Source organism: Oceanobacillus sp. FSL K6-3682 (assembly GCF_037976165.1).
GTDB classification, from domain to species: Bacteria; Bacillota; Bacilli; order Bacillales; family Amphibacillaceae; genus Oceanobacillus; species Oceanobacillus sojae.
In genome coordinates, this window is record NZ_CP150263.1 from 3,562,104 (window position 1) to 3,587,936 (window position 25,833).

Sequence of the window (25,833 nt, forward strand, 5' to 3'; positions counted from 1 at the left end):
ATTGTCTTGAAGTTTTCCTTCATCCAGTTGTTGATTCTTCTAACATCATTTACAGCTTTTCATTGTCTATGCCAGATTATTGCTTGCCATGACAATTTTTATATTTTTTCCCACTGCCGCAAGGACAAGGATCATTTCGGCCGACTGTATTATTTTTTACAATAGGCTTTCTTGATTTCTTCTTCTGGCCTTCTCCACCGCCGGAAACAGCTTGTGTATTTTTTACTACTTCCTGACGCTGCAGATTTTCTTGAATTTGTGCCTTCATGACATATCTGGAGACTTCTTCTTCAATACTTGCAATCATTTCTTCAAACATAGTGAAGCCTTCCATTTGATATTCACGCAACGGATCGTTCTGTCCATACGCACGTAAATGAATACCCTGGCGCAGCTGATCCATTTGATCAATATGATCCATCCATTTCGTATCAACTGTACGCAGTAAGATAACTTTTTCAAATTCAGCAAACTGCTCAGGTGTAAGTTCTTCCTCTTTTGCATCATAGCGGCCGTTAACTTTCTCCATAATAATGCCTGTTATTTCTGCTGCTTCTTTATCCTTCAGCTCAGCTGCTGTAATATCGCCTTGTTCTAGCAAGTTACCTTCCACATACTCGACAATTGCATCCAGATTCCAATTATCTTCATCATTATCCTGTGTATGTGTACCAACAATTCTCTCTACCGTAGATTGAATCATATTTATAATGATTTCACGAAGGTTAGTATCAGAATCAATTACTTCAAAGCGCTGCTTATAAATAATCTCACGCTGCTCGCGGAGCACATCATCATAGGACAGGACAGTTTTACGTGCATCGTAGTTATTTCCTTCAACCCGCTTTTGGGCGGATTCTACAGCTCGGGATACCATTCTGCTTTCAATTGGCTGGTCATCATCCATACCAAGTCTTTCCATCATTGCTTTCAGATTATCTGACCCAAAGCGGCGCATCAACTCATCTTCCATAGATAGGAAGAATTGTGATATACCCGGATCTCCCTGACGACCAGAACGACCGCGCAGCTGGTTATCAATACGGCGTGATTCATGCCGTTCCGTACCAATTACCGCAAGACCTCCAAGCTCTTTGACACCGTCACCCAGTTTAATATCTGTCCCGCGCCCGGCCATATTGGTCGCAATGGTTACAGCACCTTTTTGACCGGCATTTTCAATAATTTCAGCCTCACGGAAGTGATTTTTTGCATTTAATACTTCATGCTTTACTCCCGCGCGTTTCAGCATTTGCGAGATTAATTCCGAAGTTTCAACTGCTACTGTACCAACCAGTACTGGCTGGCCTTTTTCGTGCCGTTCTTTTATATTATTTACAACAGCTTTAAATTTACCTTCCATGGTTTTATAAATTTGATCTGCCCGATCGTCTCTTTCAACCGGCTGATTCGTTGGTATAGCAATAACATCCATATTATAGATGCTTCTGAATTCTTCTTCCTCCGTTTTCGCTGTACCAGTCATCCCGGCCAACTTTTTATACATCCGGAAATAATTTTGGAAGGTAATAGAAGCTAATGTCATGCTTTCATTTTGAATCTGTAAATTTTCCTTTGCTTCAATAGCCTGATGCAGTCCATCACTATAACGGCGACCCTTCATTTTACGACCGGTAAACTGGTCAATAATGATGACTTCGCCTTCCTCCACCATATAATCCGTATCTTTATGCATAGCCACATGTGCTTTTAAAGCCTGATTAATATGATGCGTCAAGGAAACATGTGATAAATCAAATAAGTTTTCAATAGAAAAGAATTTTTCTGCTTTATCAATACCCTGCTCTGTCAGCTGCACTGCCTTTGTTTTCACATCATACGTATAATCTGCTTCTATTTGCAGGGTACGCACAAATCGGTCTGCCTGCTGATAAAGAGATGCAGATTTTTTTGCTGACCCGGAAATAATCAATGGTGTACGAGCTTCATCAATTAAAATCGAGTCGACCTCATCAATAATCGCATAGTTTAATGAACGCTGCACCATTTGTTCTTTATACAGCACCATATTATCTCTTAAATAATCAAAACCAAATTCATTATTTGTTCCGTAGGTTATATCAGCCTGATAAGCTGCACGCTTATCTTCCTTAGGGAGACCATTATGGTTTAAACCGACAGTTAATCCTAAAAAGCCAAACAATTCTCCATTCACCTTAGCATCACGATCAGCTAAATAATCGTTGACCGTAATAATATGCACGCCTTCACCAGAAAGTGCATTAAGATACGCTGGCATTGTTGAAGCCAACGTTTTCCCTTCCCCTGTTTTCATTTCAGCGATATTTCCGTTATGCAGAGCTACTGCACCAATTAATTGTGTACGGAATGGGCGCATTCCGAGCACTCGTTTTGAAGCTTCCCGGACAACAGCATATGCTTCTGCCAGAAGATTGTCCAAATCCTCTCCATCTGCAATCCGTTCTTTAAACTCATTTGTTTTCATTTGCAAATCATTATCTGAAAGCTTCTCCATTTCAGGCTCTAATGCTTCAATTTGATCCACCTGTTTTTCGATACGCTTCACTTGTTTTTGATTTCCGTCACCAAAAATCTTTGTTAAAATTCCTGCCATAATGAACGCTCCTCAGTTAATTGAAACTTTTTATTTCTTATAAACACTATTTTGTTTATCATCTGTAGTATAAATAAAATATATAACATACCATTGTGTAAAGTTAATGATATCAATAGCTAATTAATTTACCATTTCTTATAGGCAATGGTCAATATTAATATCATAACACTTCCTAAACCGTTATGACAACTTACATACCCCGTCTTATTCACCATAATTAAATTCTATCATGAAGGCAGGCTTCCAAATGATTTTCAGGCTTCAAGTATAAAAAAAGAACTGAAACGATTATTTCAGTTCTGAATGAGGCGATCTTGCGTGGAAGCCTTGCGTAGAGTAGTACGTAAATTACTACTTTTGTATTTTTTCTTTTTGTTCAGAGGATAGTTGTACTACATTTTTGTTGAGGTTAGCTACAATACGTAATAGCTGTTGAATAGTATGTTCCTGCTGCTTAACACGCTGTTCCAGTTCATTCAATAATCGCTGGTTGATATACTGCATTAAACTGCCTCCTTTTCTTTCTAATTTGTTTATATCATATCCTTTCTTTCCCTGCGAATCAGCAAAATGACGTTTTCAGACATACAAAATGACAATTTGCCCAGGGGTAATTGTCATTTTGACAGCAAATAATGACTATTTCTCGCAAAAATAGCTTCAAAAAGTTATTTTGATGTTTTTTTCGACAAATTTACGTGAATTGATATAGTTCTATATTATTTAACTGTTTTCTACAATTAGATTAGTAATTAAAAGCATGTAAAAACGACTTCTCGCTTTTTAAAGCCAGTAAAAAGAGCAGTGCACCATTTATGAAAGGTGCACTGCTCTTTATCAATGTATATTTATATTTTTATTTAAACATGCGGTTCAATCAAACCGTATTTTCCATCACGGCGTTTATAAACAACGTTTGTTTCGCCGGATTGATCATTTGTAAATACGAAGAAAGCATGTCCAAGCATATCCATTTGTAAAATTGCTTCCTCAGAATCCATTGGTTTTAAATTAAAACGTTTTGTACGTACGATTTCAATATCATTTTCATTATTTTCTTCAGTAGCTAATCTGGCTTCTTTTTCCAATTCTGCAAAAGCATGCTTTGGTGAACCATTTTGTTTAAATTTACGATTAATTTTAGTTTTATATTTGCGAATTTGTCTCTCTAATTTATCTACCGCTAAGTCTACAGCAGCATATAAATCAATATGCTGTACCTCAGCACGCAGTAATAGATTTGTCATCGGAATGGTAACTTCAATTCGCTGTTCATCATTATAGACACTTAAATTTACATGCACATCGCTAATCGGAGCGGAATCAAAGTATCTTTCCAGTTTGCTGATCTTTTTCTCAACATACTCTCGAATAGCGCTTGTAACCTCAATATTTTCGCCTCTGATATTAAATTTCATGTAAGTGTCCTCCTTCTATACTTTTATAAATATATTATAGCACTATTTCACAAACTTCTCTTCTCTAAACCTCTATTTTTTAGTAAACGCTTTCTATCAAATTACTTTAAGCCCTTTATATACAAGCTTTGAAAAGCTCAAAGATTTTTTGACAAAATTCGAATTAGAATAAATAATGACTTTTATTTTTAGAAAAAGTATTGATTTCTAATGTACAAAAAAAAGAGATAACCAGTTTAATAAATACTAATTACCTCTTTTTTAGAACAGTTTAATTTTCTATTTTTTTTGATCTAAGAACATCCCGTCCATGTTTTGTACATTTTTATATGGGTTAGAATAGCTCGTTGTTGATTTTTTTTGCTGCTGCACCTGTTTCATTTCATTCTTTAATGCCAAAAATAAATATTTCATTTTTTGCTCGATACCTTTATTCATTTGCACAACTGTCCGGCCGAGTTTTTCTTCATCCTCTGTATAAGGAGGCTCAATTGCTTCCAGCAGCTGCCCTCTCTCTTCCATTTTCTCCTGAAATATACCAATTACCTCTTCTCGATTATGGGAATCAATATCTTGTAATAATAACTGCTGCATGCTTTCTGTTATTTGGTAGATAGGCAGTATCCGGTTCATCAGACGGAAGCACCTTGTTTAAATTTCTGCTGACGATCTTTGAGAATAACCTGCTTCCAGACATCACGAAATTCTTCTGCGTAGCCGAGTGCCTCTTTTAATTTTTCTATATCATTCTTTATATTCGCTTCCGTTAAAAGGTTATGCATGTAGTCGTACAATGGCAATATTTGATGGGAAATATCCATTTTCATATCCAGAGTCACCATCAGTTCATTAACAATTTTCTGCGCCTTTTGGATATTCGTATTCTTAGCAGCAAAATCTTTATTATCGACATCTTTCATTGCCTGTTTTATAAATTTAATACAGCCGTTATAGAGCATCAATGTCAGCTCTCCGCCAGATGCTGTATTTACAGAGTTATTTTGATAGGTTTGATACGCTTTATTACTACTCATACCGGGTCATCCCCTCTTTATTATTGTCCTTGTGCCGGGAAGAAGTTTGACATCAGCATATTGGATTGCTGGTTCATCATAGAAATTGCACGCTCCATCTCTGAGAATTGCTTCCAATAACGCGATTCTACTTGTTCTAACCGACGTTCAAAGTTCTCAATACGGCTATTAATATCCTCCATGCGCTTCCCTAATGCATAGCCATCAAGGGATACACTTGTTGCTTTACCAGCACGTTGATTAATTTGGCTGATAGTGCCTTCAACAGCATCCTCCAGGCGATTGATTAATCCTCTGCCTTCCCCTTCTGCATTATTGGAGAAGAGTTTTTGTACGCTCTCAGGATCATCAGCAAGTGCCTCTCGCAGCCGTTCTTCATCAATAACCAGTTTTCCTCCGTCTAAATAATCAGCAGAAGTACTAATTCCAATTTCCGTTAAAGATGTAAATGCTCCATCATTTTTAACTGTACTGTACCAGCTTGACCGCATACTGGTCAGGCCGCTGGATAGAGCTACTTCCCCTTTGAGCATTCCACTTTTTGCTTTTTCTTCCCAAAGCTCAATTTCCCGCTCTGTCATGTCTGATTTCTGCTCGTCTGTTAATGGAGGGAAATCACGGTAAACCTGTTCACGCTGTGACCCTGTTATTTTATCGACAATTTCATTATAAGCTTCAACAAATTCTTTGATTTTATCGACGGTATGGTCGATATCATTGGTAACGTTTAAGGTTGCTTCACCTTCTGTTTTATTTAAAAATTGGAAGGTTACACCATTTAGTTGGTAATGGTTATCCTGAGTTGAGACTTCATAGGCACCATTATATTTGAATTCGGCGTTTTGAGCGCCGCTTTCTGCACTTTGCGTCAAGCCTAATTGCGTGAAAAAGCTTCCTTCTTCAAATTCAATTTCTTGTCCATCTTTATTGTACTGTCCTGTTCGTGTTGCTTCTAAAATAACTGTATTTGCATTTTCATCATAAGTAAGACGAACAGGACTATCTACATCATCATTAATTCTTTTGATAACATTAGAAAGTTTGTCTCCTGATTGAATTTCATAACTATGATCTATTTTTTCTCCATCTTTATTATATGTTGAAAATTCAATCGGCCCCATTGATGGATCAAGTGTATCTTCAGAATTAATATTCATTTTACTTGGGTCACCAACATTAATCGCGGAAGTAGCTAGTTGCTTAACCTCAATCCGATATGTCCCGCTATTTGCACCAGCATTCCCTGTTGCGCGTACAGCATTTTCCTGTGTCGAGGAAATAATTTTTGTATTAAATGTATTGCTTAATTTCATATTAAAAATCAAATTCCGGTCGAAATCGGCCAGCATTTTATTAACATCCCGGAAAGCATCGCGCTTCCATTCCAATTTTGTCCGGTCCTGATGTAATTTATCGAGCGGTATCCTCTCTGCATTCATCAAATCTTTAATCATCGTTTCTGTATCGATTCCACTTGCTAATCCGCCAATTCGCATTTTTGCTCACCTCTATACCTTTTTATTAATTAACAGGCCCATAAAATCAGCCATTTCAGCATACATATCCAACATCTTTTTTGGAGGAATTTCACGTATGACTTCATCTTTATCTGCATCAACGACAGTAACATAATACTTTTCCAGTTTTTCATGCATGACAAACTTTACATTTCTTCTAACAGGCTCTAAAAATGAATTCATTTTATCAATTGCCTGCTCTACTTGCTCTTTACTCACTACTTTGTTCTCTTCTTTCAAAGCTGTTTCTTTGTCTTTTGAGTCAGATTGTAAAGCAGCGGGTGATGTAACAGCTTTAATGGAATGAGGGATAAATGAAGTATCCTGAACTCCAGCTTTATTTACAACCATTTTATGTTACACTCCTTACTGTTTATCTTTTATATCGGCTTCTTTTATAAATTGTAAAGGGTTAAGGGCAATATTTTAAAGCGTTCTTGTCAACTTTATCTGTGCCGTATAAGGAAGAACACATGCTGCTCAACCAATAAAAAGAAAAATATAATTTACAGTTTTTCACCCTTTAAGAAATCAAAGAGATTTTGATCTATTTGTGCTGCCTGGTTATTTTGGTTTTTGATGTCTACGTAGATTTCCTGACGATATATATCTACTGATTTGGGAGCACGAATACCCAGCTTCACCTGATCGCCCTCAATAGCAATTACTTCTATCTCAATATCGTCTCCAATTTGAATGGATTCATTTCTTTTTCTGGAAAGTACAAGCATTAGTTCTCCTCCTTTTCATGAAGAGGCTGACTGATTGGCGCCCTGGAAGAATAATCTTCCTTTTGAAGAACAACCTGTTTCGCAATATTTTCCTTCATATGAATTACAATTGGTGCTTTCAAATTAATTGTACTTTTCTCAAAAGGTTTATTTACTGTAACAATTGTATAGATAGCAATGTCGTTGCGATCTTTTATATTTAAGAATTCCAAGATTGAAGCTTCCAGTTCAAAAGAATAGTCCTGATATAAATAATAAGGGTCCGTAATGATAAAAGCTAAATTGGCATCATCTGCCGATTGTAAAATATGAAATATGGGATTATCCGGCAGTTCCAGCAGTACAAACTGCTTAGACTCCGAAAACCCTGGTATTCCTGATGGAAATTTAATTATTTTTGACTCGTCAACTTCAATTTCACCTAGATAAGTAGATGTCATCTTCATGGTGCACACTCCTTATATTTTCGTATTGACCACTTCTATTGTCAGCTCCTGCCGCTGGGCGAGTGAGGTTTCTATTCTTCCAGCTGTATACTGTATGATTGGTTTATTTATTTTCCCCTCAATAATTGGCTTATTTGTTCGAACTTGGATATCTAATTCAGCCGGTTGATAGGAAGTTTTCACCGCAAAGGTAGACGGGATAAATGCGAGCCCTAATCTTTTTTGCTGCGTAAATCCATTTTCCAGCGCCTGTGTTTTGATTGGATCTGAATTATTTTCAATTCGCATGAGCGCATTGCCTTGACGTGCTCTTCTGGCAGCCCCTTGCTGTGCCGCCTGTTGGCCAGCCTGTGCATTTTTGGCAATACTCTTTTTCGGGCTTAATAAATTCATATTCTCCCAAGCCTGGCTTTGATCAATATTTAACCTGCCCGGCTTTGTACGCATAGAGATTTCTGCTGCCGGCTGTCTAATAGTCAAATCACCGGAAGGCTGAGATATATGTACTTGTGCCGGTTCTGTATGTATTTGAATTTTAGCCTGCTGTGAATGCATTCTAATCTGTGGAATCTCCATCTCTATTCCCTCTCCATCTTATTTTCTAAAAACACCCTGCTCCAGACTGAATAATGGGCAGGGTGTTTTATAATCAGTAAGAAAATATAACTTTCACGTGTACGAATACTTAAGCCAAAGATATTCGGTTATACTTTTGCAATTAACGTAAAAAGTCAACTAAAGAAGGCTGAATAATCCGGGAACCTGCTGAAAGTGCTGCCCGATGTAAACTCTCCTGTGTAATCAGATTCGTAATTGCCTCTGCAAAGTCGACATCCTCATTATCTGATAAAGTCTTTGTCGTTACGATCTTTTGATCAGCCAGGCGATTTTCCACCAGCTCCACTCTATTCATACGCGCACCAATTTCTGCACGTGAATCAAGAATACCTCCTATGGAGGCATCTAATTCTCCAATACTGTCTTCAATGTCTTCTCCAGTTTCAAGACGATCAATAAATTTATCTACAGTGGTAAACAAATCTTCTTCACCTTTACCAAAAACAGTAGATCCATCTGTATTTGCTTTTACCGTAATGCCGCTTGAAACTTCAATAAGCACATCACCAGGGTCAAAGTTCGGTGTAATTACTCCATTTTCATCTACCTCTACTGGTGGTGTATCTGAATTAGTACCATTAAAAATATATCTTCCATTCACATTCGTATTAGCAATATCCACCAGATGCTCTTTTAGCTGCTTTGCTTCTTCAACAATACTCTGATATTCGTCATCGCTGTTTGTCCCATTACTCGCCTTGACAGCCAGTTCCTTCAACCGCTGCATCGCTTGGTTTGTCTGGTCCATCGCAGCATCCGTGTTATCCAGCCAGCTGTTCACCTCTGAAGTATTTCGTTCAAATTGATTAATTCTTGCTAATTCTGAACGGTAAGATACACCCTTCATCGCGATCATCGGATCATCGGAAGGCTTTGATATTTTTTTTCCGGTGTATAACTGCTCCATATATTTATTCATTTGTGTATTACTATGTGTTAAGTTGCGTAGCATATTATTGGAAAGCATACTTTGAGTTACTCGCATTTTTTGAACCTACCTTCCTACTAATCCCATTCGATTAATAATTGTATCTATTAATTCATCCATTGCTGTCATTCCACGGGCAGCTGCATTATATGCATGCTGGAATTTAATCATGTTTGTCATTTCTTCATCTAAGGAAACAGCGCTGATAGATTGACGCTGGTTACTTACCTGATGCTGCAATGTGGCTGTGCTGTCTAGCATTGTGATGGCATGGCTTGTCTTTACACCAACATCACCAACAATTGATTCCAGATAGCCGTTTACAGAGACACCGCCCAGATCGTCATTTGGATTTGTAAAAATATCCGCCATTTTTTTTGCCAGATCACCATTTTTTGCATTTTCATCCGTTGAAACAATAATATCTTTATAATCTTCCAAAGCAACTGTCATTTTCCCAGCAGCTCCTTTTGAATCGGATAATTCGTTAAAGAATGAAGCATCAGGATCACCTTCCTTATATACTTCATTTAAGCTATTGACAATTGCATAGGCAAGTTTGTCCAGCTTTTCAAGCATTTCTGGATAATCTCCTTTGACTTCTGCATCGTCACCTTCCCCAACCACATATCCAGAAGCATGTACATAGCTTTGAATGCTCCCTTTAGAAGATGTAATATCTACGCCACCAACGGTAATTTTATCGAATACTTTCATTCCATCTATCTCTCTATAAAATTGATCATCTGGGTCATCTGGATCTGGCTTACTAATCTTTTGAATTTCTCCTGTTACCCCATTAACTATATTCACTGGGTCCCCATCTGCAATGATTATATTAACAGTAGCCACGCCATCCCCTTGCTTACCATTCGGTATATGGCTGCCATCATATTCCACTTCAATATTCACAATTTCCGATAACTCGTCCAGAATATTGTCACGCTTATCATATAAATCATTCGCATTATAACCGTGGATTTCCAGCTTTTTAATCTGGCTATTGAGGGAATCAAGTTGGTCAATCATAGCATTTGCTTTATCTATCGTATTCTCTGTCTCTTTTTGTAAATCTGTGCGAATCGTATTCATAGATTTTGACAGATGATTAAAAGTATCCGCCAATGATTCACCTCTTTTCAACACAACTGCCCGTGCTCCATTATTTGTTGGGTTGGCAGCAGCTTCCTGCAAAGAGCTCCAAAAATCACTCATTGCTGCTTCAATCCCTGAATCACTTGGCTCATTTAATAGGTTTTCCATTCTTGAAAGTGCTGCTGTGCGTTCAGACCAATACCCTACGGATGCATTTTCTGCCCGGAATTGCGTATCTAAAAATTGGTTACGGATACGCTGTACAGAACCGACTTCTACTCCAGTCCCCATTTGCCCCGGAAGATGCGGGCTGTTCATGCCCGGGGTCGGATAACCATTCATTGCCTGCATATTGACGCGCTGTCTGGAATATCCGGGTGTATTGGCATTGGAAATATTATGCCCTGTTGTATATAAAGCACTTTGCTGTGTACTCAGTGCCTGACGTGACATTTCTAATCCTCGAAACGTGCTCATCAAATCTTCTCTCCTTTTTTCATGCTTTCGAATCAAATAGAGAACGGCCGGACATCTTTTCTGAAGATGCTGTTCCATAATTCATCGAGCCGATAGTCGGGTTGACTAATTCCATCGAAAGCTGTACAAACTTCATTGATTCTTCCAGTAATGCTTTATTTAAATGTTCCTGTCTTTTTAACTCTGTAATAGTATCCGTTAATGCAACTGCTGCTGCTTCCGCCATTTTCTGCTCTTCGCCGGTCAACCTGTTCAGAATCTCTGTAATAGTCAGTAATTCCGCCGGATGATGCTGTTCTTCATTCCAGGCTTCTACAGCTTCCTGCCTTTTCTGTTCCTGCTTCTCCAGCTGACGAATAAGTTTTTGCTCTTCTAAAAGCAATGCCTGAAATTCATCAAGCTTATTATTCGTCAATGTTTCCGTTTTTCGTTTAGATAATTCCAGCAAATCCTTGTGCGTTGCTGTTAAATCATTCATTGCATGAATCAGCTGAATGCTCACAAATTTTCCTCCTTTGACCATTAAAGCTTACTTTCCGGTCCAAAAACCATGCATTTTTTGAGCAAGTTTCTCATAATCTATTTTGTACTGATTGCTATCAATTTTCTGCTTTATTTCATTGACATACTCTGCACGCTTTTCATCTGGCTGCTCCTGCTTCTGCAATTTTTTTGCTTCCGATGATATTTCAATACTGTCTTTTTTATATGATTCTGACTCTATTGTCTGTCTATTCTTAAGTGCTTGCTTATATGGATTAAAATTTGTTGGATTTGGTCCATTGATTTTCATTTTCTGCACCCCTTACCAGTAATGAGCAGTTTGTCTGGAAACTGCATTACTTTTTCTTTTGTCCAATCAGCATATACTATTCGTTCTTCCATTCACCTTTTGTGTAATACGTTGTTTCTCTTTCAGCATCTAATGCTTTTTCCTCGGCAGACTTCACTGCCTCATGCCTCACAAGGTCTTTCTTCAATTCATTTTGACAGGAGTCACATAAAGTCCCCTCTTTAATTGGCCGCTGACATCTTTCACAAGGATAAGATAGATTCGGGAAATTTGAAGGCTGGAGCCTTTTTTCCCGGATAAACTTCTGAATGAGAGTTTCATCAACACCTGTTACTTCTACAATCTGCCCAATTGTAGCAGTTCTGTTTTCCCGTTTTCTTAAAAAGTTATACACACGTCTGAAGTCTTCTTCTTCTTTTTTATAGCATTCATTACATATGTCTCTAAATTGCTTCACAAACACACGATTACATCGTTCGCAGTTTGCCAATTCTCCCATTCTTGTTTCTCCTCTCTGCTGTACTTTCCTGCCGGGAAGGAACTTTTCAATTTATTAACAACCCTTTATATATGATGATTTATTTTTCACGAAATACTTTTGCTTATTTATATCATCGTCAGCATTGCTGAAATTGTTAATAGGCAATGGGAAATTAATCGCTAATTATTTATCTTTATTATAACAAAATGCTTATCTATTTGGGGGATACTTCTGCTTTTTATCCTTTTGAACATCTCTTTTTAACTTCTCGCTATGGTTAATGAATACACTTCCGGACAACCATGGAGCTTTAATTGCTGTGCTGCCTGCCGGACGGTTGTACCTGTTGTGTAAATATCATCAACAATCAGGGCAGCTTGTTTTAATGGTTCTGTTATGGAGAAAGGATTATCTCTCTTCAAACGGGCTTTCCGATTTTTCTTTGCCTGTTTTTCGCCACTCTTCCTGCGTAATACCTGCTTTATAGGAGCATCCAGCATCTCTGCCAGGGCCAGGGACTGGTTAAACCCTCTCTCTTGCATTCTGCTTTCACTTAACGGAATCGGAATAACCGTCAGGGAAGCAGCATTATTTGCAAACTGTTTTTCAAAAGCACTTTTCAGTTCATTTCGAAACATTTCTCTTAATAAATAATCCCCCCGGAATTTCCATTGTGTAATCATCTCACGTATCGTCTCATTATAATGAAAAATAGAATAATTTCTTTCAATATTATCGCCCAGCTCTCTCCACTGCTGGCAATCTAAACAAATCGACGAGCTCCAGGCCCGGCTGCATACCTTACATCGTTCCCCAGAAATCATCTCCAATTTACCAGTACAGGATGTGCATAATACATTATTCTTTTTCACTGTCAGCCAGGTAGACCATGTCAATGGCTGTTCAATTCGTTCATGACAATACACACAAAAATTCAAAGCTTTCTCCCCCTCTCATTCATATCTAAAATCATCTGTCTCGCCTTTTCAATTGCATCTGTTTTTCCGTCATGAAAGAAAATCACCTCTCCGCTCGGGTCATCTGCGCTTCTTCCTGCACGACCGGCAATCTGAACCAGTGCGGCTTCATTAAACACTTCATGACCAGCGGCCAGTACAGCAACATCTACAGAAGGGAAGGTAACCCCTCTTTCCAATATAGTCGTCGTGATCAAAGCGTGTAATTCCCGATTTCGAAATTGTTTTATCTTCGCCTCTCTATCTTTATCGGCCGCATAAACAGCTTGTAATTCCTCAGAAGCCGAAATAGCGCCTGTTTGAAGTAATAATAATATAATTACTTCTTTCAGTTCCTTTATCATAGAAATTTTCGGCCCAAAAATCAGTAATTGCCGTTGAGGATTCTTTCTATTTATAAGCCATTTTCGAAAAGCATCAGGAAGTTTTTTATTTGCAAGCTGGCTGGTAAGGTGAAAGGCAAATTTAAGTTTAGGAACAGGGAGAAGATGTCCATGGTAACGCAAAGGCACAAAAACATGCGGAAGTTTTCCCAGCTTCATCTGCAGTCTGAAATTTTTATGAGGGGTAGCGGTGAGGTATAAAGTCGTAGATTGTTTCTTGGCTGCCTGCTTTGCAGCATACATTAAGCTTTTATCTAGATAAAATGGGAAAGCATCGACTTCATCAATAATCAATACATCAAATGCTTGATAGTAACGCATTAATTGATGCGTGGTTGCTAAAATCAGCTGGGACTTACCTGCCTTATGCTCACTTCCTCCATAAAGTGCTTCGATGGTCACATCTTGAAAAGCCTGTTCCAGCCGGGGAAATAATTCCCTGATAACATCTACACGGGGAGAGGCTAATGCGATTCGTTTCCCCTGCTTCAAAGCAGCGGTAATTGCCGGGAACAGCATTTCAGATTTTCCAGCTCCGCATACTGCCCAGCATAAGCAGGCTGGCAGTTTTTCAATAACAGCCTTTTCCAGCTGTGCTGCTGCATTGCTTTGGGCAGGTGTTAATTTTCCTTCCCAGGTTAAAGGATTGGAATGCTTTGGCCAATGTACCTCTGCCCCATTCCATCTATAGAGCGGCTTACATTCACTTATTCTTCCCATTTGAATACAGTTACGGCAATATAGATGCTTTTGCTGACAAATTCCACAGGGATATTCTGAAAAATAATATTTTGAGGTATTGCCGCACCGGATACATTTTACGGAGCCTTTTTGATTTTCTATTGCAGGGATTGGGATTAACTGTTTTGTAGAGAGGAGAACATGAAAACATTTCTCAGGAAGAGAGATTTCTTCTTCCAATAATCGTTTACCGGATAAAGATTCGGCGAGGAGTCTGGGGGAACACGAAATCAATTTATCCATATTCAATTTGATACCTCCATAAATGCGGATTATTTTATAACAATTGCTCAAGTTTAGGGGGAAACTTCATTCAGTGAGCTTTTGCAATGCTGAATGAAGTTATATTTTATTTTTCATACCAGGCAACACCAATAGCACCTTGTCCCAGGTGGGTACCAATAACAGGGCCGAAATAACTGATGGACGTTTCTATTTCTGGATGCTTTTCTTTAAAATCTGTTTCTAATTTTTCTGCATAAGGAAGGTCATTCCCATGAATAAATACAACTCGGAGATTTTTGCCTGCAGCAACCTCTTCTTCTAATAATCCAAGAATACGGGAAATTGCTTTTTTCTTCGTGCGAATTTTTTCAAACGGGACAATCAGCTTATTTTCAAAATGAAGGATAGGTTTTATCTGTAAAAGACTGCCTAATATCGCTTGTGCATTTGATAATCTTCCACCTCTTTGAAGATTTGTTAAATCATCAACCATAAAATAAGCACGGACAGTTTTTTTCATTTCATCCATTCTTGCTAAAATAGCATGTACAGATTTTCCATCCTGAGCCATCGCTGCTGCTTCCAATGCATAGAATCCCTGTACCATACAGCTGATTTCAGAATCATAGGCATAGACATCAATTCCTTCAATCATCTCTCCTGCGCTCACCATTGTCTGGTATGTTCCACTTATACCACTTGATAAATGAATAGAAATGACAGCGTCATAGTCTTCTGCTAATTCCTCGAGTTTTTTTGTAACCTCGCCCACAGACGGCTGTGAAGTACGTGGCAATTCTTTGGAATCTGCAAGCTTTTGATAAAATTCTTCTGTTGTAATATCTAATTCCTCACGATAGGAATCATCCTGAAAAGTTACGCTCAGCGGAACCATATGAATTCTATATTTTTCACGATCTTCCGGCGTAATATACGCTGTGCTATCTGACATGACAGCAATCTTCATAGACAATTACTCCTTTTCTTTTCTGTCATTACAGTAAAATGACAGCACAAAAATGATAGGCTGTTTCCACTTTTCATGCTGTGCCGTTTCTTTATACCTGTATGTGAAATCTGTTTACTTGACATTATTCTACACGATAATCCCGTAAAAATCGAATGCTTTATCGGCCTCTTAACCAGTTATATAGCATCCGCTTATCTTTTCCAGCTAACAGCTTATATCTTGTAGATATAAAAAAGCGCCCTGACAATAAGAATCAGGACACCTTTCTTTTTTACGATTAAATAACTTCTACCCAGCCTTTTCGAATTGCGCAAACTACTGCTTGCGTTCGATCATTAACATTCATCTTTTGAAGAATATTACTTACATGGTTTTTAACTGTTTTTTCACTGATATAAAGAGATTCTGCCACTGCACGGTTACTCTTTCCTTCCGCTAACAGCTGAAGTACCTGACATTCTCTTCTTGTTAATAAATGTAGCGGTTTACGATGCTCCACATTCCTGTTTGCCAGACTGGAAGTGTTTTCTCTTGCTAATCGGCGATATTCTTTCACTAAATTATGTGTAATACGCGGATGCAAATAAGAACCTCCGCTGCTTACCACTTTAATTGCCTCTACAAGTGCCTCTGCATCCATCTCTTTTAATAAGTAACCTTGCGCCCCTGTTTTTAATGCATGTGTAACATAGTTTTCATCGTCATGGATAGATAAAATGATTATTTTTGTATTTGGAAATTGTCTTATTAAATCAGCAGTTGCCTGTACACCATTGATTTTAGGCATATTGATATCCATCAGCACAACATCCGGATTATTATCTCTTACAAGATTAGCAGCCTCAGAGCCGTCATCGCCCTCTGCAACTACCTTAAAAGCCGATTCAAACTCTAAAATCCGTTTAACACCTTCCCGAAATAATTTATGATCGTCAATTAATACAATATTTACTTCTTTTTGTACATCATCCATATATAAATCTCCTTTTCTACTTAATGATACTAATTGAACGTTTTTTTAATCATTAATAGATAGATAGCATAGTTTTCTTTAAATTAAAGTAAGTCTATTGTAGTACATATCATTGCTATTGTCTCATTTCAGCTCAAATCTATTTATTTTTAAAGGCTTAGTTATTTTACAGATGAGAACATCGTTATGAAAATGCCAAGGCGCTTTCCGTTTTTAAAGTAGGAGTTTAAAAGAATGCAGGAAGGTAGAATTATGTTATAAAAAATTTTTGTTTTTTTGTAATTTTTTAAGTCCTCTACTATTTTTATACAAAAAGCGCCTTTTTTCTACAATATCTATTTTTAATTATATACTTAAGTTTAAGAATATGGAACATTTATTGTAACCGTTGTTCCCTTTCCCTTCCCTGTAATAATATCCAGTTTGCCGTCGAGCATCTCAACCCGTTCTCTCATCCCTATTAATCCGAAAGAATTCTCGCTCTTCTCCGCTGGGTTAAATCCTTTGCCGTTATCCGCTACAACCAGGATTAATCTATCTTTTAAAATTTCTAATTTGACCTTGATTTCTGTTGCTTCACTATGTTTAATAGCATTTTGCGCAGCTTCCTGCATCAGCCGGAATAAAGCAACTTCATATTTATTATTTAATCTTTTTTCTTCTCCAAACACAATAAAATCTATATGGATATCGTGGTATTCAGTCAGCCTGTCTACATATTTTCGAATTGTCGGAACTACTCCTAAATCATCCAGTGCCATCGGCCGTAAATCATATATAATTCTCCGGACCTCCTGCAAAGAAACGCGGACATTTTTTCGCAATGACTTAATCTCTTCGGATATTTCTTCAGGTGTTCCTTTTTTCACAATATAGTCAAGAATATCTGAACGTAATAACACATTAGCCAGCATTTGAGCTGGTCCGTCATGGATTTCCCTGGAGAGCTTTTTTCTTTCCTCTTCTTGTGCTTCAATAATTTTCAAGCCAAACTCTTGTTTTTCTCTGGCATCTTCAATCATTTCATTTACCTGCTTAAAATCATCCTGCAGAAAATTAAAAATTACAGCAATTTTTGCAACAAGCTCTTCACCACGTTCCAGTATATGTGTAAGACTTGTCAATCTGATTTCTATTTCATCACGCCGCTGCCGCAGCAGCTTTTCTTCTTCACGCATAATGATTAATTTTGTTTGAAAATCATGCGTTTTTTCATAAACCTTACGCACCTCATTCTCAGAGTATTTGTTAAAGTCCTTACTTACTAAGGCGAGCTGTTGACGATATTTTTTTACATCCTTCTCCAGGTTGTCTCCTTTTTCAATATACTTTTTTACTTTTTTTTTGGTTGACTCTAGTTCCTTAGAAAGATATTCATACTCTTTTCTTCCTTCTTCGGTAATTTCAAATACTTGATGTTTACTTTGATCAACCATCTGTATCATATTGTCTACAATTTGATCTATTGCCTGGTTATTTAATCTTATTGTCATCAGAAACTCACCAACCTATGTTATAATTATTCGTAACTTTCCTTGATTTTATAAGGATATTTTCAAAAAATTAATTAAAAGCTCTTGTAATAATACAGTTTTTTTACTTATGCCCATGTTCTTGTAAACTGAGAGAAAATGACATGGGTAATAAATACTGAAAATCTAGTGATAAAATATAATTATATGAGTTATTTTATAAGGTTCAACCTTAAAATCAATGGTTGATATTAATGAATAACTATGATAGTTGTACGAACCGGTAACGGAAAAAGAGAGCTTCTTTTTTCAGGCTGAGTTCAAGTCCATAGAAAGCGCAGTTTTTTTCTGTTATTTAATATTACTCTCCATTATAACTCGTTGCAGCGGCTACTAGAAATCATAATTATACTTAATTTATCCATTATAGATTTTGGTGAATTTTTTAATAGAACAGTTATTTTTATTGAGGTGAAAATTAGAATGCTATCAGCTTATTATACTGTAAAACACCAGGGTGCAGACGAAATAACAATTCAAAAATCACGTTTTATAGCAAATGTTAATCGTGTCGAATCAGAGGAAGAGGCTCAGGAATTTATCCAGTCCATAAAAAAAGAACACCGGGATGCTACACATAATTGTTCCGCATATATTATAGGTGAAACAGATCATATACAAAAAGCAAATGACGACGGAGAACCAAGCGGAACTGCCGGTGTACCTATTTTAGAAGTATTGAAGAAAAAAGGTTTGAAAGATACTGCAGTTGTCGTGACAAGATACTTTGGAGGTATAAAGCTTGGAGCAGGCGGTCTTATCCGCGCATATGGATCAGCAACTACGCAAGGTATCAAAACAACTGGAATCGTCCGCCGCGAACTGATGCAGGGAGTTTCGGTTACTGTCGAATATCCCCTGCTGGGCAAGCTGGAAAATGAGGTCCGACAGCAATCAAATTATATTTTAGAAAATATTCATTACCTTGAGAATGTGGCATTTATTATTTATGTGAAAACAGAAGAAACAGATACTTTTAAAAATTGGATAATCGAAATGACAAATGCGCAGGTGACGATCGAATTACTGGATCAAAAATATGTTGAAATTGATGTTAATGATACTCCTTCTTAAACAAGAGCAGAATGCAGCTATTTATCAATAAATAATTATCCGGAAAGGACTGATTCTATTATTTCCCGGCATACAAAGAGGCTCTGTCAGATTAAGGTAATCTGACAGAGCCTTTTAAATTAAAATGATTTAATAGATTTCTTTACGTTCGTGTTCAATGATAGTTCTTTAACTAGTAATTGAACTATTTCATCCATTGAATTTAATTTTTGATTTTCCGTATCGTGAATGACTCTTTTTAGAATCTTTTGATACTGTTCTTGCTCCCTGCCCATTCATCTACCGCCTTTGAATAATTTTTCTTGAAGCTGTCAACCTTTACCATAATATGTAAATGTCGAATACTGTGTTCTAAGATGAATTTTCTCATTAAACGTAATTCTATAAAAAAAAATCCATATTGTCTACTTTTTTTGATAATTTTTTTAATTTTAATAGATTGGCAGTCAGTTTACTCTTAATTTCACGTTTTTTTAAACAATAAATGTAATATATTCTTTTAATTTCTTTTTTTTATTTCTTCATCATAGAGAAAAATTACCTACAAAATTTGTTTAAAACATAGACGATTAATCCAAATTTCGATATAATTTATTACAGATTTATTTTTCCTGACAATTAGTAAAAATTTTTTAAATCGAGGAAAGAATAGAGGAGAATATTTTGGTATCTAGAGTAGATAATAAAATTCGCAAAAAGAGAAAGAAATGGCCATTTATTGTTGGTGGAATAATCCTATTTTTTGTTTTAGTTATTGGCGGCGGGGCTTTCTTTGTTTGGAGCCAGGTTGGTAAAGTAGTAGAATCAATGCATAATCCATTAGAAAGAGATAATGACCCGGGACGGAAAGATGAAATAAACCGTCTGTATAACGATTCAGATGCTGTTAATATTCTGCTGCTCGGCGTGGATGAACGTGATGGTGATGCCGGCCGTTCTGACACTATGATTTTGCTTTCCTTAAATCCTAAAACAGATTCTATGGTTATGTTAAGTATTCCACGTGATACTTACGTAAATATTCCCGGCCGGGGAATGGATAAAATCAATCATGCATATGCTTTCGGCGGGACGCAGTTATCTGTAGAAACAGTGGAGCAGGCATTTGATTTGCCGGTTCACTCTTATATTCGTGTGAATATGGAAGGTTTTGAGCAAGGTATTGATGCTCTTGGCGGTGTCACTGTTCAAAACAGCACAGCATTTTCTCAGGATGGACATGAATTCAATGAAGGAAATGTTAACTTGAATGGGGAAGAAGCTCTTTCTTATATCCGTATGAGAAAACAAGATAGCCGCGGAGATATGGGAAGAAATGAACGTCAACGTGATGTAATTGTTGCTGCAATGGATGAAGCAGCCAGCTTTTCAAGTATTACCAAAGCCAGTAATATCCTTGATATTTTAGGAAATAATGTCCAAACTGATTTAGATATGAAGCGACTGCAGACATTATTCAAGGACTACAGTGGAACTAGAAAGAATGTAGAGACACTGGAAATATCCGGAGATGGTCAAACCATTAATGGCGTTTGGTACTATATTGTACCTGAGGAGGAAATCAACCATATAAATTCAACGATTACTGAGCATATGGAACAAAAATAAAGAAATAGTCATTGCTGAAGGACTGTGAACAGACTTCAGGTAAACAGACTACTGATTCCGATTGGAAAACAAAACGTCACCTGGTATATACAGCGTGACGTTTTTTCACACAATCTCTTTCTATTTTCTAATTGGATAAATAACACCTATAGAGGAAGTTTAAAAAGGGCGAGTAATCGCCTGCTGAAAACTGTTAGTATCTTTTAAACATATATTTATTAAATTTTTTATGACTTTCTATCTATCATTCTATTAATAATGCAGAACATGTTATACTTTTACGTAAAGAGATATTTTTTAATGGGGGTTAGAAAATGTGGAAAAAAAGTTTATGGATGATTCTTTTTATTGCCCTGTTAGCCGGGTGCTCTGAAGAACAAGCCGACCCAACGAATACACTAAAACAATATGCAGAATCAATAGAAGAAGGAGACTATGAATCTCTATATAATCTTTTTTCTGAAGAAGCGAAAGATACATATAGTGACGAAGATTCGTTTATTCGCCTGAAGAATTTATATGAAGATATTTCTGCTTCTGATATTGAATTTAATATGCAGGAATTAGAAGAAAGAGAGATTGCCAATGCGTATGATGATGGAATAGCAACTATCCCCTTCACTGTTAATATGAATACGGTAGCTGGTGAAATTTCATTTGATTATCAGGCTGAACTAACCTTAGTTGAAAAAGAAGATGAAGAAGACAGCTGGTTAATTAATTGGGATCCCGGCTTTATCTTTCCGGAACTTGCTGATGGCGGAAAAATTAATGTTTCTCCTGATGAACCAGTCAGAGGTGAGATTCTTGATAAAAACCAAATACCGCTTGCAATTAATGATACTGTCTATCAATTTGGAGTTATCCCAAGTGAATTAGGAGACAATGAAGCAAAGCGTGAGGAAATCGCCCGTTTACTTGGAATGTCTGTCGACTCTGTCAATTCAAGTATTGAAGCCGAATGGGTTGAGGACGATTTATTTGTACCACTGAAAAGTATACTTCCGGATAATTCAGATACTGTCCAGCAATTAAATGCAATCGAAGGGGTTTCTTATCAGGAAATTACTGGAAGAGTTTATCCAGAGGGGGAAATAGCTGCCCACCTGGTAGGGTATCTCCGTTCAGTCAATGCGGAAGATTTAGAAGAGCTCGATACAACAGAATACAGTTCTTCCGACAGAATTGGTGCACGCGGACTGGAAAGTTTATTTGAAGAAGAGCTTCGCGGTAAAAAAGGAGCAGCTATTCAAATTGTAAAAGAAGGCGAAGAAAATGTTACTCTAGCTGAAAAAGAAGCAGAAGACGGACAAAATATTACTGTAACAATTGATATTAATATTCAGGATAAAGTTTTCCAGGGATTTGATGAAGATCCCGGCAATGCTGCTGTTATTGATCCAAAAACTGGAGAAACACTGGCTTTAGTAAGCAGTCCATCATTTGATCCGAATGATATCCTTTATGGAACATCTTCAAACTATTGGAGCGATATGGAAGAGAATGAGCTGCAGCCAATGCAGAATCGATTTTCTTCTACCTTTGCTCCCGGCTCTGTTATTAAACCAATCACTGGTGCAATCGGATTAAAAAACGGTACAATTGTATACGATGAAGGCATTGAAATTGAAGGGCTGAAGTGGGAAGATTATAATGTAACACGCGTATCAACTTCTAATGGCCCTGTTGATCTGGATGATGCCTTGATACGTTCAGATAATATTTATTTTGCTATGAAAGCTGTAGAAATGGGCGGAGATGCTTTTGTTGAAGGCCTGCATGAATTTGGAGTTGGAGAGGAATTTCCATACACCTATCCAGTTACAGATTCTACTATTTCCAATTCAGGAGACTTAGATGATACACACCTACTGGCACATACAAGCTATGGACAAGGTGAAATTGAAATGAGTGCTCTGCATCTTGCAACTACCTATTCAACTTTTTTGAATAAAGGGGATATGATTCAACCAACTTTATTAACAGAAGAAGAAACTGGTCAGGTTTGGAAAGAAGGCTTGATTACAGAAGAACAAGCTGATGAGATTCAAGAATCTCTGAGCAAGGTTGTTACAGAAGGAACTGGTAAAGCAGCTAAAGAAGCTGATTTCCCTATCTCTGGTAAAACAGGAACAGCAGAATTAAAATTAACTGGTGAAGATAGCGGTGATGAGAATAGCTGGTTTGTCGGCTACCCGACAGATGATCAGGATTTAATGATTGCCATTATGGTAGAAGGAACCAAGAATCATGATCGCAGTTCAGGAGTTGAGAAAGCAACAAAGATTTTAATTGATATTAAAGATTAAAGCTATTGTTAAGAGGTTGAGCATTTATAAATGCTCAACCCTTTTTATTTCCGCAGAAAAAACCATACAGCAGAAAGAGTGTCTGCCACATGGCTGATGTTAAAATATCTGTGATTTTATTTATCATTTAGCGTATTTGTTAATTCTAAAAAAGCCTCTTTATCACCGTTGTCAATCGCTTTATCAATTAATCTTCTCACATTTTCATATTCCAGCTCTGATATCAGTTGGTCTAAAGCTCTCTGCTGATCTGAAACAGCCTCAGTGTCTTCTGGTAAATAATAAGATTCTGCAATTCGATGAAGCATCTCTAAAAAGCCTGGAATAGAAACCAATTGGGACATGGAAATAGTTAATACTTCCTTACCTTTTTGGAAAGCAAAGACATCATCGATATTTTCAATCTTCTTCGTTTTGCGGTTGATGCGTACTTCTGTCGATTTAACAGGGATAAATTGATATACTTTCTTATTCATAATAATTGAGAAGTACTGATACGCTAAAATAATCCGAATATACTTTTCTTCTGTCTTTACATAGTAAGGCTTTAACATTTTAACAGTAACCATCTTATCCCTCCCTGTTTAGAACATACATCTAAATTTTCTGTTAATTAATTTTATCGGATATAGTAAGAAAATTCAAGTAAAAATTTCAATTGTCAAAAAATTAATTTATATTACGCTGGAATCTAATTCCTCTCTTTCCTCATCCGAAAATACTCTGGATCTGGTTAAAAACCTTTTTCCTTCTGGACCCTCCAGTGAAAACATACCACCTCTTCCGTTAACAACATCAATAATAAGCTGTGTATGCTTCCAGTACTCAAATTGATCTTTGGAAATATAAAACGGAATATCTCCTGGCAGATTTCCCAGTAAGACATCAGAATCACCTGTTCTAAATTCTCCTAGCGGATAGCACATTGGCGAACTCCCGTCACAGCAGCCTCCTGATTGATGGAACATTAGCGGACCATGAATATCTTTCAGCTTCTCCATCAACTCCTGCGCTTCCTGTGTCGCAATAACTCTGTCTACCATGGAAAATACCTCCTTATTAGAATAATTGCAGAAAGAGTAGTTACCTGCTTATAATTTCATGGCAGGCATATGTATAATCATATGCCTGCCAATGCTGCAGCTCTGTATCTTTCTCCTAGAATAAACCGGCCGGACCCTCACTGTAGCTGATCAGCAGGTTTTTTGTCTGCTGATAATGATCCAGCATCATTAAATGATTTTCTCTTCCGATTCCTGATTTCTTATAACCGCCAAACGCTGCGTGTGCAGGATATTGATGATAACAGTTTGTCCATACACGCCCAGCCTGAATACCACGGCCAAAACGATAGGCTGTATTCATATCACGAGTCCAAATGCCGGCACCCAAACCATAAAGTGTATCATTTGCGATTTCCAGCGCCTCTTCTTTGTCTTTAAAAGTAGTTACTGATAAGACCGGACCAAAAATTTCTTCCTGGAAAATCCGCATCTTATTATTACCTTTGAAAATTGTCGGTTGTACATAATATCCCGAAGCCAGCTCTCCATCAAGCTGATTTACATCTCCGCCGACAAGAACCTCTGCGCCTTCCTGCTTTCCAATATCCAAATAAGATTTAATTTTTTCATACTGCTCTTCTGAGGCCTGTGCTCCCATCATTGTATCTGTATCAAGCGGATGACCAATTTTAATTTGTTTGACACGTTCAATCGCTTTTTCCATAAAGCGGTCATAAATAGATTCATGAACAAGTGCGCGGGATGGACACGTACACACCTCTCCCTGATTCAAGGCAAACATAACCATTCCTTCAATTGCTTTATCTACAAAGCTATCGTCCTTATCTAAAACATCTTCGAAGAAAATATTTGGGGACTTTCCGCCCAGTTCAAGTGTTACCGGAATAATATTTTCAGATGCATATTGCATAATAAGACGACCGGTTGTCGTCTCTCCAGTAAATGCAATTTTTGAAATACGGCTGTTTGCTGCAAGCGGTTTTCCAGCTTCTACACCAAAACCGTTTACAATATTCAGTACACCAGCCGGTAATAAGTCTTTAATTAAATCGAGAAGAACATGAATAGATGCAGGTGTCTGTTCAGCAGGCTTCAGCACAACACAATTCCCGGCAGCCAATGCCGGCGCCAGCTTCCAGGTTGCCATCAGTATCGGGAAATTCCAAGGAATAATTTGACCGACAACACCTAACGGCTCATGAAAATGATAAGCGACAGTATCATTGTCAATTTGACTCAAGGTTCCTTCCTGTGCCCGAATAGCCCCGGCAAAATAACGGAAATGGTCAATTGCCAATGGAATATCTGCTGCCAATGTTTCACGCACGGCTTTACCATTCTCCCAGCTTTCTGCTACAGCTAATTTTTCCAGATTCTCTTCCATTCGGTCAGCAATACGATTTAAAATAACTGCACGCTCTGCGACAGATGTTTTTCCCCACGCTTCTTTCGCTTCGTGAGCTGCATCAATAGCTGCATCGACATCTTCCTTAGTCGAACGGGCCAGCTCACAAAATATTTCACCTGTAATCGGAGTGGTATTTTCAAAGTAGTTTCCTTTTACCGGTGGCCTGTACTCTCCTCCAATATAATTATCATAACGTTTTTCATAGTTTACAATAGCACCTTCTGTATTCGGATTAGCATACCTCATTAAAAACTCCTCCTTAGTGTAAGCGATTACAATATAGTGTTAATCAAATATTAATTTGTGCTCTTAGTATAGCAAATATTATTCTACTTTTACAATAATTTCAACTATTTATTTTTTAATGTTTTTTCCTATCTGTAATCCTTATTAAACAGAAAAAAAGCCTCTGCAATCAATATGCAGAAGCTTCATTAAATAGCATGCAGTGTCCATAGTCCCCATCTTAAC

At 37.4% G+C, this 25,833-nt stretch carries 27 protein-coding genes; 3 read left to right on the forward strand and 24 right to left on the reverse strand.

Annotated features, from left to right (window positions below; all coding sequences use genetic code 11):
* Positions 1 to 76: 76 nt before the first annotated feature.
* The 20 genes from secA to MHH51_RS17705 all read right to left on the reverse strand — a co-directional run bounded on the left by secA (position 77) and on the right by MHH51_RS17705 (position 17,899).
* Positions 77 to 2,596: a preprotein translocase subunit SecA gene (gene secA, locus MHH51_RS17610; RefSeq protein WP_339282701.1), complete on the reverse strand. Its 2,520-nt coding sequence runs from the start codon at positions 2,594 to 2,596 to the stop codon at positions 77 to 79.
* Positions 2,597 to 2,950: 354 nt separating this feature from the next.
* Positions 2,951 to 3,103: a hypothetical protein gene (locus MHH51_RS17615; protein ID WP_156984888.1), complete on the reverse strand. Its 153-nt coding sequence runs from the start codon at positions 3,101 to 3,103 to the stop codon at positions 2,951 to 2,953.
* 356 nt (positions 3,104 to 3,459) lie between these two features.
* On the reverse strand, positions 3,460 to 4,017 hold the full coding sequence (raiA, locus tag MHH51_RS17620; protein WP_147210172.1) for a ribosome-associated translation inhibitor RaiA: 558 nt from the start codon (positions 4,015 to 4,017) through the stop codon (positions 3,460 to 3,462).
* Positions 4,018 to 4,296: 279 nt separating this feature from the next.
* Complete coding sequence (locus MHH51_RS17625) at positions 4,297 to 4,650, reverse strand: flagellar protein FliT (protein ID WP_156984889.1); 354 nt, start codon at positions 4,648 to 4,650, stop codon at positions 4,297 to 4,299.
* Positions 4,650 to 5,051: a flagellar export chaperone FliS gene (gene fliS, locus MHH51_RS17630; RefSeq protein WP_156984890.1), complete on the reverse strand. Its 402-nt coding sequence runs from the start codon at positions 5,049 to 5,051 to the stop codon at positions 4,650 to 4,652. The genes MHH51_RS17625 and fliS overlap by 1 nt, the downstream gene beginning before the upstream one ends.
* 20 nt (positions 5,052 to 5,071) lie before the next feature.
* On the reverse strand, positions 5,072 to 6,547 hold the full coding sequence (fliD, locus tag MHH51_RS17635) for a flagellar filament capping protein FliD (RefSeq protein ID WP_339282706.1): 1,476 nt from the start codon (positions 6,545 to 6,547) through the stop codon (positions 5,072 to 5,074).
* A 12-nt stretch (positions 6,548 to 6,559) separates the two neighbouring features.
* Positions 6,560 to 6,919 (reverse strand): flagellar protein FlaG, encoded by a 360-nt coding sequence (gene flaG / locus MHH51_RS17640; protein ID WP_147210168.1) that lies wholly within the window; start codon positions 6,917 to 6,919, stop codon positions 6,560 to 6,562.
* 155 nt (positions 6,920 to 7,074) lie between these two features.
* Positions 7,075 to 7,299, reverse strand: coding sequence for a carbon storage regulator CsrA (gene csrA / locus MHH51_RS17645; protein ID WP_156984892.1), 225 nt, complete (start codon positions 7,297 to 7,299; stop codon positions 7,075 to 7,077).
* Positions 7,299 to 7,745 (reverse strand): flagellar assembly protein FliW, encoded by a 447-nt coding sequence (fliW, locus tag MHH51_RS17650; RefSeq protein ID WP_156984893.1) that lies wholly within the window; start codon positions 7,743 to 7,745, stop codon positions 7,299 to 7,301. Before fliW ends, csrA begins: the two co-directional genes overlap by 1 nt.
* A gap of 12 nt (positions 7,746 to 7,757) precedes the next feature.
* Positions 7,758 to 8,321 (reverse strand): DUF6470 family protein, encoded by a 564-nt coding sequence (locus MHH51_RS17655; protein WP_339282707.1) that lies wholly within the window; start codon positions 8,319 to 8,321, stop codon positions 7,758 to 7,760.
* Between the two features lie 142 nt (positions 8,322 to 8,463).
* Positions 8,464 to 9,348: a flagellar hook-associated protein FlgL gene (flgL, locus tag MHH51_RS17660; RefSeq protein ID WP_339282709.1), complete on the reverse strand. Its 885-nt coding sequence runs from the start codon at positions 9,346 to 9,348 to the stop codon at positions 8,464 to 8,466.
* 9 nt (positions 9,349 to 9,357) lie between these two features.
* Positions 9,358 to 10,863, reverse strand: coding sequence for a flagellar hook-associated protein FlgK (gene flgK, locus MHH51_RS17665; protein ID WP_339282710.1), 1,506 nt, complete (start codon positions 10,861 to 10,863; stop codon positions 9,358 to 9,360).
* A 19-nt stretch (positions 10,864 to 10,882) separates the two neighbouring features.
* Positions 10,883 to 11,365, reverse strand: a complete 483-nt coding sequence (locus tag MHH51_RS17670; protein WP_339282712.1) for a flagellar protein FlgN — start codon at positions 11,363 to 11,365, stop codon at positions 10,883 to 10,885.
* A gap of 27 nt (positions 11,366 to 11,392) precedes the next feature.
* Positions 11,393 to 11,656 (reverse strand): flagellar biosynthesis anti-sigma factor FlgM, encoded by a 264-nt coding sequence (gene flgM / locus MHH51_RS17675; RefSeq protein ID WP_156984898.1) that lies wholly within the window; start codon positions 11,654 to 11,656, stop codon positions 11,393 to 11,395.
* Between the two features lie 76 nt (positions 11,657 to 11,732).
* Positions 11,733 to 12,155 carry a TIGR03826 family flagellar region protein gene (locus MHH51_RS17680; RefSeq protein WP_339282714.1) on the reverse strand — a complete coding sequence of 141 codons (423 nt, stop codon included), beginning with the start codon at positions 12,153 to 12,155 and terminating at the stop codon, positions 11,733 to 11,735.
* Positions 12,156 to 12,397: 242 nt separating this feature from the next.
* Positions 12,398 to 13,075, reverse strand: a complete 678-nt coding sequence (locus MHH51_RS17685) for a ComF family protein (RefSeq protein ID WP_156984899.1) — start codon at positions 13,073 to 13,075, stop codon at positions 12,398 to 12,400.
* Positions 13,072 to 14,481 (reverse strand): helicase-related protein, encoded by a 1,410-nt coding sequence (locus MHH51_RS17690; protein ID WP_339286318.1) that lies wholly within the window; start codon positions 14,479 to 14,481, stop codon positions 13,072 to 13,074. The genes MHH51_RS17685 and MHH51_RS17690 overlap by 4 nt, the downstream gene beginning before the upstream one ends.
* Before the next feature lie 106 nt (positions 14,482 to 14,587).
* Positions 14,588 to 15,430, reverse strand: coding sequence for a DegV family protein (locus tag MHH51_RS17695; RefSeq protein ID WP_156984900.1), 843 nt, complete (start codon positions 15,428 to 15,430; stop codon positions 14,588 to 14,590).
* A 280-nt stretch (positions 15,431 to 15,710) separates the two neighbouring features.
* On the reverse strand, positions 15,711 to 16,406 hold the full coding sequence (locus MHH51_RS17700) for a response regulator transcription factor (protein WP_077601921.1): 696 nt from the start codon (positions 16,404 to 16,406) through the stop codon (positions 15,711 to 15,713).
* Between the two features lie 359 nt (positions 16,407 to 16,765).
* Positions 16,766 to 17,899, reverse strand: a complete 1,134-nt coding sequence (locus MHH51_RS17705; RefSeq protein WP_147210157.1) for a sensor histidine kinase — start codon at positions 17,897 to 17,899, stop codon at positions 16,766 to 16,768.
* A 462-nt stretch (positions 17,900 to 18,361) separates the two neighbouring features.
* Between MHH51_RS17705 and MHH51_RS17710 the strand changes: the two genes are divergently transcribed.
* Positions 18,362 to 19,012 carry a YigZ family protein gene (locus MHH51_RS17710; RefSeq protein ID WP_339282717.1) on the forward strand — a complete coding sequence of 217 codons (651 nt, stop codon included), beginning with the start codon at positions 18,362 to 18,364 and terminating at the stop codon, positions 19,010 to 19,012.
* 119 nt (positions 19,013 to 19,131) lie between these two features.
* Here MHH51_RS17710 and MHH51_RS17715 read toward each other — a convergent pair whose 3' ends face one another.
* Entirely contained in the window at positions 19,132 to 19,287 is a 156-nt protein-coding gene (locus tag MHH51_RS17715) for a hypothetical protein (RefSeq protein WP_186813608.1), read from the reverse strand.
* 388 nt (positions 19,288 to 19,675) lie between these two features.
* Between MHH51_RS17715 and MHH51_RS17720 the strand changes: the two genes are divergently transcribed.
* Together MHH51_RS17720 and MHH51_RS17725 are read left to right on the forward strand one after the other, a co-directional pair.
* The gene (locus MHH51_RS17720; RefSeq protein ID WP_147210155.1) at positions 19,676 to 20,620 is read left to right on the forward strand and encodes an LCP family protein; all 945 of its coding nucleotides are present in this window, start codon (positions 19,676 to 19,678) and stop codon (positions 20,618 to 20,620) included.
* 314 nt (positions 20,621 to 20,934) lie between these two features.
* Positions 20,935 to 22,929: a penicillin-binding transpeptidase domain-containing protein gene (locus MHH51_RS17725; protein WP_339282719.1), complete on the forward strand. Its 1,995-nt coding sequence runs from the start codon at positions 20,935 to 20,937 to the stop codon at positions 22,927 to 22,929.
* A 116-nt stretch (positions 22,930 to 23,045) separates the two neighbouring features.
* Here the strand turns inward: MHH51_RS17725 and MHH51_RS17730 are convergent, their stop codons facing one another.
* From MHH51_RS17730 to adh, 3 genes are all read right to left on the reverse strand, one after another.
* Positions 23,046 to 23,498: an IDEAL domain-containing protein gene (locus tag MHH51_RS17730; protein WP_147210153.1), complete on the reverse strand. Its 453-nt coding sequence runs from the start codon at positions 23,496 to 23,498 to the stop codon at positions 23,046 to 23,048.
* 105 nt (positions 23,499 to 23,603) lie between these two features.
* Positions 23,604 to 23,972, reverse strand: coding sequence for a DUF779 domain-containing protein (locus MHH51_RS17735; RefSeq protein ID WP_147210152.1), 369 nt, complete (start codon positions 23,970 to 23,972; stop codon positions 23,604 to 23,606).
* A gap of 115 nt (positions 23,973 to 24,087) precedes the next feature.
* Entirely contained in the window at positions 24,088 to 25,608 is a 1,521-nt protein-coding gene (gene adh, locus MHH51_RS17740; RefSeq protein WP_339282722.1) for an aldehyde dehydrogenase, read from the reverse strand.
* Between the last annotated feature and the right edge of the window lie 225 nt (positions 25,609 to 25,833).